Annotated in this window: 11 protein-coding genes; 8 read left to right on the top strand and 3 right to left on the bottom strand. The window is 74.2% G+C overall.

Annotated features, from left to right (window positions below):
- Positions 1 to 7 precede the first annotated feature (7 nt).
- Both DMP17_RS33915 and DMP17_RS33910 read left to right on the top strand, forming a co-directional pair.
- Complete coding sequence (locus DMP17_RS33915) at positions 8 to 541, top strand: adenine phosphoribosyltransferase (protein WP_337832780.1); 534 nt, start codon at positions 8 to 10, stop codon at positions 539 to 541.
- A gap of 122 nt (positions 542 to 663) precedes the next feature.
- The gene (locus tag DMP17_RS33910; protein WP_226357523.1) at positions 664 to 2,949 is read left to right on the top strand and encodes a RelA/SpoT family protein; all 2,286 of its coding nucleotides are present in this window, start codon (positions 664 to 666) and stop codon (positions 2,947 to 2,949) included.
- 38 nt (positions 2,950 to 2,987) lie between these two features.
- On the opposite strand, the gene DMP17_RS33905 is transcribed toward DMP17_RS33910, so the two are convergent.
- Positions 2,988 to 3,839, bottom strand: coding sequence for a peptidylprolyl isomerase (locus DMP17_RS33905; RefSeq protein ID WP_226364967.1), 852 nt, complete (start codon positions 3,837 to 3,839; stop codon positions 2,988 to 2,990).
- Between the two features lie 136 nt (positions 3,840 to 3,975).
- Between DMP17_RS33905 and hisS the strand changes: the two genes are divergently transcribed.
- On the top strand, positions 3,976 to 5,277 hold the full coding sequence (hisS, locus tag DMP17_RS33900) for a histidine--tRNA ligase (RefSeq protein WP_337831669.1): 1,302 nt from the start codon (positions 3,976 to 3,978) through the stop codon (positions 5,275 to 5,277).
- 7 nt (positions 5,278 to 5,284) lie between these two features.
- Positions 5,285 to 5,824: a class I SAM-dependent methyltransferase gene (locus DMP17_RS33895; RefSeq protein WP_337831668.1), complete on the top strand. Its 540-nt coding sequence runs from the start codon at positions 5,285 to 5,287 to the stop codon at positions 5,822 to 5,824.
- Here the strand turns inward: DMP17_RS33895 and DMP17_RS33890 are convergent, their stop codons facing one another.
- Positions 5,825 to 7,246 (bottom strand): amidohydrolase family protein, encoded by a 1,422-nt coding sequence (locus DMP17_RS33890; RefSeq protein WP_337831667.1) that lies wholly within the window; start codon positions 7,244 to 7,246, stop codon positions 5,825 to 5,827.
- Positions 7,247 to 7,374: 128 nt separating this feature from the next.
- Between DMP17_RS33890 and DMP17_RS33885 the strand changes: the two genes are divergently transcribed.
- The 4 genes from DMP17_RS33885 (at position 7,375) to DMP17_RS33870 (ending at position 11,070) form a co-directional block, all read left to right on the top strand.
- Complete coding sequence (locus tag DMP17_RS33885) at positions 7,375 to 8,184, top strand: IclR family transcriptional regulator domain-containing protein (RefSeq protein ID WP_226364971.1); 810 nt, start codon at positions 7,375 to 7,377, stop codon at positions 8,182 to 8,184.
- Between the two features lie 74 nt (positions 8,185 to 8,258).
- Complete coding sequence (locus DMP17_RS33880) at positions 8,259 to 9,410, top strand: CaiB/BaiF CoA transferase family protein (RefSeq protein WP_337831666.1); 1,152 nt, start codon at positions 8,259 to 8,261, stop codon at positions 9,408 to 9,410.
- A complete protein-coding gene (locus DMP17_RS33875) occupies positions 9,407 to 10,204 on the top strand; it encodes a citryl-CoA lyase (RefSeq protein ID WP_226357361.1) in 798 nt (265 codons plus the stop codon). The genes DMP17_RS33880 and DMP17_RS33875 overlap by 4 nt, the downstream gene beginning before the upstream one ends.
- Positions 10,201 to 11,070, top strand: a complete 870-nt coding sequence (locus tag DMP17_RS33870) for a dioxygenase family protein (protein WP_337831665.1) — start codon at positions 10,201 to 10,203, stop codon at positions 11,068 to 11,070. Before DMP17_RS33875 ends, DMP17_RS33870 begins: the two co-directional genes overlap by 4 nt.
- Before the next feature lie 15 nt (positions 11,071 to 11,085).
- On the opposite strand, the gene DMP17_RS33865 is transcribed toward DMP17_RS33870, so the two are convergent.
- Positions 11,086 to 12,633 carry a YibE/F family protein gene (locus DMP17_RS33865; RefSeq protein WP_337831664.1) on the bottom strand — a complete coding sequence of 516 codons (1,548 nt, stop codon included), beginning with the start codon at positions 12,631 to 12,633 and terminating at the stop codon, positions 11,086 to 11,088.
- Between the last annotated feature and the right edge of the window lie 13 nt (positions 12,634 to 12,646).

Raw genomic sequence — 12,646 nt, 5'->3', positions numbered from 1 at the left:
GCCCGGGATCACCGGGGACTCCGCGGAGGACCTGCTCCGGGTCGCCGAGCTGGTCCGCTCGGTACCCGACTACCCGCAGCCCGGGGTGCTGTTCCGTGACATCACCCCGGTGCTGGCGCACGGGGAGTCCTTCGCGACCGTCACCACCGAGCTGGCCGCCAACGCGGGCGAGGCGGACCTGGTGGTCGGGGTGGAGGCGCGCGGGTTCCTGCTCGGCGCGGCCGTCGCGCTCGTCGCCGGGGTCGGGACCGTGCCGGTCCGCAAGGCGGGCAAGCTGCCCGCGGTCGCCGCGTCGCGCAGCTACGACCTGGAGTACGGCAGTGCCACCCTGGAGCTGCCGGCCGGGGTCGTCGAGCCGGGGACGCGGGTCTACGTGGTCGACGACGTGCTCGCCACCGGCGGCACCGCCGCGGCCGCCTGCGCCCTGCTGGCCGACGCCGAGGCGGAGGTCGTCGGGTTCGGCACGCTGCTGGAGCTGGCCGCGCTGAACGGCCGGGCCAAGCTGGGTGACCTGCGGATCGACGCGCTGCTGAACGCCTGACCACGACGGGCCCCGATTCGCGGACTATCCTCGGCCCCGGGACCCTTCCCGCCACCCGAGCACGAGCAGGAGGTGCGGTGACCGAGGTCGACCGGACCGGCGCCCATCCGGCCACGCGCCCGCTGACGCCCGACGACGAACCGCCGCGCCCGTCCGCGACCCGCCGGGTCCGTGCCCGCATCGCCCGGCGGATGACGCCGCAGCGCGTCGCCATCGTGACCCCGGTGCTGGAGCCGCTCGCCGCGGTCCACCGCTCGCTGCACCCCAAGGCCGACCTGGTGCTGCTCCAGCGCGCCTACGACGTCGCCGAGGACAAGCACGACGGGCAGACCCGCAAGTCCGGGGACCCCTACATCACCCACCCGCTCGCCGTCTCCACGATCCTGGCCGAGCTGGGCATGGACACCACGACGCTGGTCGCGGCCCTGCTGCACGACACCGTCGAGGACACCGACTACTCCCTGGAGCGGCTGCGCGCCGACTTCGGCGACGAGGTCGCGCACCTCGTCGACGGGGTCACCAAGCTCGACAAGGTCGAGTTCGGCACCGCCGCGGAGGCCGAGACGATCCGCAAGATGGTCGTCGCGATGGCCCGGGACCCGCGGGTGCTGGTCATCAAGCTGTCCGACCGGCTGCACAACATGCGCACGATGCGCTTCCTGCGCCCGGAGAAGCAGGTCAAGAAGGCGAACGAGACCCTCGAGGTGTTCGCCCCGCTCGCGCACCGCCTCGGCATGGCCACGGTGAAGCTGGAGCTGGAGGACCTGTCCTTCGCGATCCTGCAGCCCAAGAAGTACCAGGAGATCGTGCGGCTGGTCGCCGACCGGGCGCCGTCGCGCGACACCTACCTGCGCCAGGTCATCGACGAGGTGTCCGCGCAGCTGGACTCCGCGCGGATCCCGGCCAAGGTCGAGGGCCGGCCGAAGCACTACTACTCGATCTACCGCAAGATGATCGTCAAGGGCCGCGACTTCGACGACATCCACGACCTCGTCGGGGTCCGGGTGCTCGTCGACGAGGTGCGCGACTGCTACGCCGCGATCGGCATGGTGCACGCGCTGTGGCAGCCGATGCCCGGCCGGTTCAAGGACTACATCGCCCAGCCCCGGTTCGGCGTCTACCAGTCGCTGCACACCACGGTGATCGGACCGGACGGCAAGCCCCTCGAGGTGCAGATCCGCACCCACGCCATGCACCGCACCGCCGAGTACGGCATCGCCGCGCACTGGCGGTACAAGGAGGTCAAGGGCGGCGGCAACAAGGAGGTCGAGGTCGAGGAGATGGCGTGGATGCGCCAGCTGCTCGACTGGCAGCGCGAGGCCGCCGACCCCGGCGAGTTCCTCGATTCGCTGCGCTTCGACCTGGCCGCGCGGGAGATCTTCGTCTTCACCCCGAAGGGCGACGTCGTCACCCTGCCGACCGGCTCCACCCCGATCGACCTGGCCTACGCCGTGCACACCGAGGTCGGGCACCGCTGCATCGGCTCCCGGGTCAACGGCAAGCTCGTCGCGCTGGAGCGGCAGCTGTCCTCCGGCGACGTCGTCGAGATCTTCACCTCGAAGGCCGAGGACGGCGGGCCGTCGCGGGACTGGCTGCAGATCGCGAAGTCCCCGCGGGCCAAGGCCAAGATCAAGCAGTGGTTCGCGAAGGAGCGCCGCGAGGAGGCCGTCGAGGAGGGCAAGGAGGCGATCACCCGGGAGGCACGCCGCACCGGGATGCCGCTGCAGCGCCTCATCTCCGGCGACGCGATGTCCGCGCTCGCCCGGGAGATGCACTACTCCGACGTCTCCGCGCTCTACGCCGCCGTCGGCGAGCACCAGGCCAGCGCCCAGCACGTCGTGCAGCGCCTCGTCGCGTGGTTCGGCGGCGAGGAGGAGGCCGAGGAGGAGCTCGCCGAGCGGGCGACGCCGTCGACGGTCCGCCACCGGCGCCCGTCGGGCAACGCCGGCGTCGTCGTCACCGGCGAGGACGGGCAGGCCCTCGGCGACCTGTACATCAAGCTCGCCCGCTGCTGCACCCCGGTGCCGGGCGACGAGATCCTCGGGTTCGTCACCCGCGGCGGCGGGATCAGCGTGCACCGCACCGACTGCACCAACGCCGGGGACCTCACCGCGCGCGAGGAGCGGCTGGTCGACGTGACCTGGTCGGTGTCGCCGGAGTCGGTGTTCCTGGTCGCCATCCAGGTCGAGGCGCTCGACCGGCACCGGCTGCTGTCCGACGTCACGAAGGTGCTGGCCGACGAGAAGGTCAACATCCTCTCGGCGACGACGACCACCTCCCGCGACCGCGTCGCGATCTCCCGGTTCTCCTTCGAGATGGGCGACCCGAAGCACCTCGGGCACCTGCTCCAGGCGGTGCGCAACATCGAGGGCGTCTACGACGTCTACCGGGTCACCAGCGCGGCCTGACCCCGGCCCGCCCCACCCGGGGCGGACCGGGGAGCCGGTCAGCCGAGGGTGGTGCGCTGGATCTCGACCGGGATGCTCGGCACGCCGTCACCGGAGCCGACGGACTCGCCGCCCTTGGCGACCTTGTCCAGCGTCGCGAGGCCCTCGGAGCCGATCGAGCCGAACACGGTGTAGCTCGGCGGCAGCTGGGCGTCGCCGTAGATCATGAAGAACTGGCTTCCGTTGGTGTCCGGGCCGGCGTTGGCCATCGCGAGCAGCCCGCGACCGTAGGTGAGGCCGGGGAACACCTCGTCGGCGAAGGAGTAGCCGGGGCCGCCGCGCCCGCTGCCGCTCGGGTCACCGCACTGCAGCACCTGCAGGCCCGGGCTGGTGGTCAGCCGGTGGCAGGACGTGCCGTCGAAGTAGCCCTGCCGGGCGAGGCTCACGAAGCTGTTGACCGTGCACGGCGCCAGGCCGCGGTCCAGCGTGAGGTCGATCGGACCCGCGCTGGTCTGCAGGTTCGCCGTCTCCGTGCCCTGCGCCGAGGTCGGGCCCGCGGCCGGCGGGTTCACCGGCTTCGAGGCGGGCTCGGGGGACTTCGGGTAGGTGCAGTCCACCGATGCCGGCAGCGCCGTCGGGCGCGTCGGCAGCGGCACGGTCGGCCGACCGGCGGTGTCCGGGCCGTCCCCGGCGGGCGGCGCCGCCGCGGCGCTCTGCCCGGCGTCGTCGGAGCCGCCCCAGGCCGAGGTCAGTGCGTACACCCCGACCGCGGCCAGCACCACGACCAGCACCGTCACGACGGCCGCGATCGTCGTGTTCCGCTTGCGCTGCTGCTGCCGCTCGGCCCGGTGGGCCTGCTGCGCCTCCAGCTTGCGCTTGGCCGCCTCCCGGCGCTGCTCGTTCGTCGCCACGTCCCGCCCAACTCCCTGACTTGATCACTCGTACGCGCGGTGAGGGTATCGGGGCGACCTGGGGAGAAACCTGAGAGACACCGGTTCTAGGCTGGGACGACCCCGATCTGATCCCCGGAGAGGACGTGCAGCAACCGTGACCGCCACCGAGCCGCAGGTGAGCCGGGCCCGCAGGCCCGAGCCGTTCGCCGCGCCGAAGGGCATCCCCGAGTACCTCCCGCCGTCCTCGGCCGGGTTCGTGCACGTGCGGGACACCCTCGCCGCCGCCGCCGAGCGGGCCGGGTACGGCCACATCGAGCTGCCGGTGTTCGAGGACACCGGCCTCTACGCCCGCGGGGTGGGGGAGTCCACCGACGTCGTCTCCAAGGAGATGTACACCTTCGCCGACCGCGGCGACCGCTCGGTGACGCTGCGCCCCGAGGGCACCGCCGGTGTGGTCCGCTCGGTGATCGAGCACAACCTCGACAAGCAGGGCCTGCCGATCAAGCTCCGCTACGCGGGCCCCTTCTTCCGCTACGAGCGGCCCCAGGCCGGGCGCTACCGGCAGCTCCAGCAGGTCGGCGTCGAGGCGGTCGGGGTGGACGACCCGGCGCTGGACGCCGAGGTCATCGCGATCGCCGACGAGGGCTTCAAGTCCCTCGGCCTGACCGGCTACCGGCTGGAGATCACCTCGCTGGGCGACGCCGAGTGCCGCCCCACCTACCGCACGCTGCTGCAGGACTTCCTCGCCGGGCTCGACCTCGACGGGGCGACCCGGGCCCGGGCGGAGATCAACCCGCTGCGGGTGCTCGACGACAAGCGCCCCGAGGTCCGTGCCGCGATGGCCGACGCGCCGCTGCTGATGGACCACCTGTCCGACGCCGCCGCCGACCACCACGCCCGGGTGCTGGCCCACCTCGACGACCTCGGCGTCGCCTACACGCCGAACCCGCGCATGGTCCGCGGTCTGGACTACTACACCAAGACCACCTTCGAGTTCGTCCACGACGGTCTCGGCGCGCAGTCCGGCATCGGCGGCGGCGGCCGCTACGACGGCCTGATGGCGACCCTCGGCGGACCGGAGCTGTCCGGCGTCGGGTTCGGCATCGGCGTCGACCGCACGCTGCTCGCCTGCCGGGCCGAGGGTGTGCAGCCCTGGTCGGACGCCCGCGTCGAGGTGTTCGGGGTGTCTCTCGGCGACGCCGCGCAGCGCCGCCTGGTCGTGGTCGCCGCGCAGCTGCGGGCCCGGGGCCTGCGGGTCGACCTGGCCTACGGCGGCCGGGGGCTCAAGGGCGCGATGAAGTCCGCCGACCGGTCCGGCGCGCGGTTCGCGCTGGTCCTGGGGGACCGGGACCTGGAGAACGGCACCGTCGGGCTCAAGGACCTCGTCTCCGGCGAGCAGCAGGACGTCCCGCTGGACGCGGTCACCGACGCCGTCGTGACCGCCCTGGCGGGCTGAGGCCGCGGTGGCGGCCTCGGACCGCGAACGCTGGGACGCCCGGCACACCGCCGCGGGGGCCGGGGCGCCGCTCCCGCCGGACGCGATGCGCGGGCGCACGGACCTGCTCCCGTCCTCGGGCCGGGCGCTGGACGTGGCCTGCGGGCGCGGCGCGGTCGCGGTGTGGCTGGCGACGCGGGGGCTCGACGTCGTCGCCGTCGACGTGTCTCCGGCCGGGCTCGCCGCGGGCGCCGGGCTGGCCGCCGCGCACGACGTACGGGTGCGCTGGGTGGAGGCCGACCTCGACGCCGGCTTCCCCCGCGACGACGACCGCTACGACGTCGTCGTCTGTCAGCGGTTCCGAGACCCGGCGCTCTACCCGGCGCTGCGTGCGGCGCTCGCCCCGGGCGGGCTGCTGGTGGTCACGGTGCTGTCCGAGGTCGGCGACGCGGGCGGCCCGTTCCGGGCGGTGCCCGGTGAGCTGACCGCCGCGTTCGCCGGCCTCGAGGTCCTCGCCCACGGCGAGGGCAACGGCGAGGCGCACCTGGTGGCCCGCCTCCCCGCCTGATCAGCCGCCGTGCGTGGCCGCGCTGCGGTAGTCGGTGTAGGTGTAGGGGTTGTCGAGGACCTTGGTCTCGGGGATCTCGGGGTTCATCCCGGCCTGCCAGGCCTCCTCGCCCATCGTGGCGCGCAGGTGCTCGACGGTCGCGGTGACCGCGGTCCGCGCGGCGGCGAGGTCGACGTCGACCAGGCGCCCGTCGCGCTTCACCACGCGCCCGTCCACCAAGACGGTGTGCACGTCGCCGCGCTGGGCCTGGAACGCGACGTGACCGTGCGGGTTGAGCAGCGGGAACGACACCGGCGAGTGGTCGTTGCGCAGCAGCACCAGGTCGGCCTTCTTGCCGACCTCGACCGAGCCGAGGTCGGACTCGCGCCCGATCGCGCGGGCCCCGCCGCGGGTCGCCCACTCCACGACCTGCTCGGCCCGCAGCGACGAGTGGGTGACGGTGTCCCCGCGCGCGTGCGCCTCCAGGTGCTCGCGGGACCGGTCGGCGCCCAGCGTGGTACGCATCGCCGAGAACAGGTCCGCGCTCCACCACATCGAGGTGTCCATCGACAGCGACACCGGGATCCCGTGCTCGCGCAGCGCCCAGGTGGGCGGGTAGCCCTGCCCGGCGCTCTGCTCGCTCTCGGTGGACACCGACACCGAGCCGCCGGTGGCGGCGATCCGGTGGTAGGAGTCCGCGGACAGGGTCGCGGCGTGCACGTAGACGGTGTCCGGCCCGGCGAAGCCGTGCTCGTGCATGAGCCGGACGCCGTCGTCGTTGGTCGCGCCCCACACCCCGGCGTGCGTGGTGACGCCGACGCCGAGCTCGCGGGCCACCTCGAACGCGGGGCGCTCGGGGAACGCCGGGTCACCGGTGACGTCGAAGGCGAGCTGGAAGCCGAGCATGTCGTCGCCGGGGGTGATGCGCCGCGACACGAACTCGCGGAACCCGGGGTCGGCGGTCCAGTTCGCGGGGGCGTCGTGGATGTTGCCGTAGGCGAGCACGAACCGGCCCGCGGTGGAGGTCAGAGCGTCGACGGCGGCGTCGGCGTGCTGCGGGGTCTGCAGCCCGTGCGACCAGTCGACGGTGGTGGTGACGCCCGCGTCGAGGGCCTCCAGCGCGGCGAGCAGGTTCCCCGCGTGGATGTCCTCCGGGCGGAAGATCTTGCCCCACTCCAGGTAGTTCCAGACGAAGTACTGGGTGAGCGTCCAGTCGGCGCCGTACCCGCGCAACGAGGTCTGCCACATGTGCCGGTGGGTGTCGACCATGCCCGGCATCACGATCCCGCCGGTCGCGTCGACCTCTTCGGTGCCCTCGGGCACCTCCAGACCGACCCCGACCGCGGCGATCCGGTCACCGGTCACCAGGACGTCGTGGCCGGACAGGACCGTCCGGCCCGCGTCCACGGTCAGGACGGTCCCGTTGCGGAAGACGACGCTCATCGACGCACCCCTCATTCCTGCGGACAAGCGTCCGCTGTGCGGACATAGCACGAACGGCGGCCACTGTCGCGCACCCTTCTTGTGCTGTCAACGGCCGGGTCGCGGGGGTGTCCGGCTACCGTGGGCCCATGGCACGCGACGGGACCGGCCCGGACTTCATCGAGGCGCTCGCCCGCGGTCTCGAGGTGATCACCGCCTTCCGGCCCGGCCGGGCGGAGATGACCCTCGCCGACCTGGCGGGCGCGACCGGGCTCGCCCGCCCGACCGTGCGCCGGGTGCTGCTCACCCTCACCGAGCTCGGCTACGTCCGCTCCGGCGAGCGCGGCTACGCCCTCACCCCGCGGGTGCTGGACCTGGGCGTGGCCTACGTCCGGTCGACCGGGCTGTGGGACGTCGCCCGGCCGCACCTGGAGCGCCTCGTCGCGCGGACCCACGAGTCCTGCTCGATCGCCCAGCTCGACGGCAGCGACATCGTCTATGTCGCGCGGGTCGCGGTGCCCAAGATCGTCGCGCTGTCGGTGCAGATCGGAACGCGGTTCCCGGCCGCGTCGACGTCGCTGGGGAAGGTGCAGCTCGCCGCGCTGGCCCCCGAGGAGCTGGAGCGGGTGCTGGCCGAGCCGTCGCGCTCCGGGCTGACCCCGCGGCACGCCCCGGCGTCCGCCGAGCGCGACGCCGAGCTGCGCGAGGTCCGCGCCCGCGGCTGGGCGCTGACCGACGAGCAGCTCGCCCCGGGCATCCGCTCGGTCGCCGCCCCGCTGCGCGACGGCGAGGGCCGGGTCGTCGCCGGGGTCAACGTCAACTGTCACGCCGCGGAGACCTCGCTGGAGACCCTGCTCGAACACCACCTGCCGCTGCTGCTGCAGGCCGCGGGCGACATCAGTGCCGACTTCGCCCGGCTCGCCTCCGCGCCGCACGTGACGGTGTCGGCGACGGCTTGACCGCCGCCCGCGCCCGGGGTCACGATCGTCTGGCGGACACTCGTCCGCACAGCGATCACTTCGGAGGGACACCGATGGCGGAACCCGGAACCGGCGGGCCGCTCGACGGCGTACTCGTCGCCGACTTCTCCCGGATCCTGGCCGGGCCGTACGCGACGATGCTGCTGGCGGACATGGGCGCCGACGTCATCAAGGTCGAGGGACCGGCGGGCGACGACACCCGCACCTGGACCCCGCCCGAGCGCGACGGCGAGGCCACCTACTACCTCGGCATCAACCGGGGGAAGCGGTCGATCGCGCTCGACCTGCGCGACCCCGGCGACCTCGCCGCGGCCCGCGAGCTCGCCCGCCGCGCCGACGTCGTCATCGAGAACCTGCGGCCCGGCGGGATGGCCCGCTTCGGGCTGGACTACGAGGCCGTCGTCGCCGACAACCCCGGTGTCGTCTACGCCTCGATCTCCGGGTTCGGCTCCGGCGCGGGCGCGCACGTCCCCGGCTACGACCTCATGGTGCAGGCGATGTCCGGGCTGATGAGCCTCACCGGCGACCCGGACGGGCCGCCGTACCGCGCGGGCATCTCGGTGTTCGACGTGATGGCGGGCAACCACGCCGCGATCGGCGTCCTCGCCGCGCTGCGCCACCGCGACCGCACCGGCGCCGGCCAGCACGTCGAGGTCAACCTGCTGTCCTCCGCGCTGACCGGGCTGGTCAACCACAGCTCCGCCTGGGTCGCCGGCGGGACGGTGCCCTACCGGATGGGCAACGCCCACCCCTCGGTGTTCCCCTACGAGCCGATGCCCACCGCCGACGACGACCTGATCGTCGCCGCGGGCAACGACGCCCAGTTCCGCAAGCTCTGCGGCGTGCTCGAGGTCCCCGCCCTCGCCGACGACCCGCGCTTCGCCCGCAACGCCGACCGCACGGTCAACCGGGAGGAGCTGCGCCCGCTGCTGGTCGAGCGGCTCGCGACGAAGGGTGCCGTCGAGTGGTTCGAGCTGCTCACCGCCGCCGGCGTGCCCTCCGGGCCGATCCAGACCATCGACGGGGGGTTCGCGATGGCCGAGCGCTTCGGGCTCGACCCCGTCGTCACCGTCGGGGAGGGCGACCGCGCGGTGCCCACCACCCGGCACCCGGTCCGGTTCTCCGCCACCCCGGCCGTCTACCGGCTCCCCCCGCCGCGGCTCGACGAGCACGGCGCCGACCTGAGGAAGTGGCTCGACTCATGACCTACCCGACCGCCCTGGGTGCCTCGACGAAGGACACCATCACCCTGCTCGGCCACGACCTCGCCGACGACGTCATGGGCTCGGTCGGGTTCGGCGAGCTCGCGTTCTGGCTGGCCACCCAGCGCCGGCCCACCCCCGGCGAGACCCGGGTGTTCGAGGCGGTGCTGGCCGCGCTGGCCGACCACGGGTTCACCCCGACCGCGATCGTCACCCGGCTCACCCACCTGTCCGCGCCGGACTCGGTGCAGGGCGCGCTCGCCGCCGGGCTGCTCGGGGGCGGGTCGCGCTTCCTCGGCGTCACCGAGGACTGCGGCCGCTTCCTGCACGACCACCTGCCCGCCGAGCGCCCGACCACCGACGACGGCTGGGACGCCGTCGCGCTGGAGATCGTCACCGCCCAGCGGGCGGCGAAGCGGTTCGTGCCGGGCCTGGGCCACCACGTCCACAAGGACGGCGACCCCCGCACCCCGCGGCTGTTCGCGATCGCCGCCGAGGAGGGCCTGCTCGGCGACCACCTGAGCCTGTTCGCCGCGATCGGCCGGGTGCATTCGCAGGTTCTCGGCCGCACCCTGCCGCTCAACGGCGCCGGGGTCTGCGGCGCCGCGCTCGCCGACCTCGGGCTGCCGCTGGAGCTGCTGCGCGGCTTCGCCCTGCTCGCCCGCACCGCGGGCCTGATCGGCCAGCTCGCCGAGGAGCTGCGCCACCCCGTCGCGAACGACATCTTCCTGTCGGTGGACCTGCACAACCGGTCCGTCGACCCCGACCCGTACGAGCCCGAGGGAGACCTGCGATGACGCAGCCCACCACCGTCACCGAGGACACGATCACCGACGCCGCCGTCGCGCGCTGGGCGACCGCGCACGATCCGCGCACCGCCGAGCTGATGACCGCCCTGGTGCGGCACCTGCACGACTTCGCCCGCGAGACCCGCCTCACCGAGGACGAGTGGATGGCCGCGGTGCGCTGGCTGACCGCCACCGGGCAGATCTCCGACGACAAGCGCGAGGAGTTCATCCTGGCCTCCGACGTGCTCGGGCTGTCGATGCTCGTCGTCCAGCAGAACCACCGGCTCGACCCGGCCGCGACCCCGGCGACGGTGCTCGGCCCGTTCCACATCGACGGCTCCCCGGAGAAGGCCTCCGGCGAGGACATGTCCGACGGGCTGCCCGGCGACCCGCTGTTCGTGCACGGCAGCGTCCGCGCGCTCGACGGCACCCCGGTGACCGGAGCCGTCCTCGACGTCTGGCAGTCCGACGCCGACGGCACCTACGAGGCCCAGCTCGACGTCGACGAGGTCCGGCTGCGCGCGAAGTACACCACCGGCGACGACGGCGGCTACTGCCTGCGCACCATCGCCCCGCTCGGTTACGCGATCCCGATGGACGGCCCCGTCGGCGACCTCGTCTCGCGCACCGACATCAGCCCGATGCGGCCCGCGCACATCCACTTCCTGCTGGCCGTGCCCGGCTACGAGCCGCTGATCACCCACCTGTTCCGGGAGGGCACCGAGTTCCTCGACTCCGACGTCGTGTTCGGGGTCAAGCGCGAGCTCGTCGTCGGCTTCACCCGCCGCGAGCCCGGCCCCACGCCGGACGGCGGGCACAGCGAGGTCCCCTGGTACGAGGCCCGCTACGACTTCGTGCTCCAGCCCGCCGGGTAGGTCGCCGGACCGGACTCAGCGCCGGCCGACGACCAGCGCGGCCAGCCCGGTCGTCACCGGGACGGCGGCGACCAGCCCGATGCTGCCCACCAGGGTCCGCACGATCTCGGTCGCCACGTCCTGGCTGGTGAGCACCTGGGTCACGCCGCCCGCCGCCACCGTGAACAGCAGCAGCAGCGGGAGCGCGGCGCCCGCGTAGGCCAGCACCAGGGTGTTCACCGCGGACGCGACGTGGTCGCGCCCGATCCGCATCCCGGCCGCGAACAGCTCGCGCACCCCCAGCTCGGGGTTCGCCGCGCCCAGTTCCCACACCGCGGACGCCTGGGTGACGGTGACGTCGTCGAGCGCCCCGAGCGCGCCGATCACCAGCCCGGCCAGCACCAGGCCGCGCGGGTCGATCGGCACGCCGGGGCCGAGCGTGCCGATCAGGGTGGCGGTGGTGTCGTCGAGCCCGGTGAGCCGGGAGGTGACGGTGAACAGGTAGCCGAGCACCCCGATCAGGGCGAGCGAGGCCAGCGTGCCGAGCACCGCGCACGAGGTCCGCGCGGTGAACCCGTGGGTCAGGTACAGCACCACGAACATGATCAGGCAGGCGCCGGTGACGGCGACCGCGAGCGGGGAGCCGCCGGACAGGATCGCCGGCAGCACGAACCACAGCAGGATGACGAAGCTCAGCGCCAGGCTGACCAGCGCCGCGAACCCGCGCAGCCGCCCCAGCACGACGACGGCCAGTGCGAACGCCGCCGCCAGCCACCCCAGCGGGGCACCGCGCTGGAAGTCCACGAGCTGGTAGGAGCCCGCGTCGTCGGGGTTCGCGCCCGACCAGGACAGCGTGACCGGGTCGTTGACCGCGAACCGCGGCGTCGACGGCTCGTTCGGCACCAGCTGCACCAGGTCCCGTCCGGCGCGCGGTCCGTCGGACAGCGCGACCGTCACCCCGGTGCAGCGACGGTCCCCGGCGCCGGGGGAGCAGTCCGCGACCTGCACCGCGGTGACGGTGCCGTGCACCTGCTGGGTGGGCGGGATCTCCGGGACCGGGGTCGCGCCCGGCCACAGCAGGGCCACCCCGGCGAGCGTCGCGAGCGCGCACGGCACGAGCAGCGCGACCAGCAGCCTGCGCACCCGTCGCCCGGCGGGGGAGGCGGCGCCGTGCCCGTGCCCGTGGCCGTGTCCCTGTGCGTGTCCCTGCCCGTGTCCCCGGCCGGGGGCGGGCGGGGCCGCCGGGCCGGGTGTGGCGCCGAGGTCGGCCTGGCCGGGGCAGTCGCCCCAGCCGCCCGGGTGCCCGGGATGGGGGATCGGACCGGTCTCGGCGCCGTCGGCGGGGTCCGTCGCCGCGCCGCCCGCCGGTGCGGGCCCGGAGCGGTTCTCCACGGGGGCCGGACGGCGCGGGGCGGGTGCCTGCCGTGCCCGGTGCCGCGCCGGTTCGCCACCCGGGAGCCGGTGCCCGCCCGAGGCGCCCGGGGGCCGGTCCTCGGCACGCCGCCGCCCACCCGTCCGCGGGGCGGCGGGCCGCCCGCCGTCGGGGGCGGACGGGTCGCGTGGGACGGGCGGGGGCGGGGGCACGTCCGCATCCTTG

This window comes from Pseudonocardia sp. TMWB2A, assembly GCF_017312135.1.
Note: the sequence above shows the minus strand (reverse complement) of the source record. Positions and strands in the feature narration are given on the sequence as shown.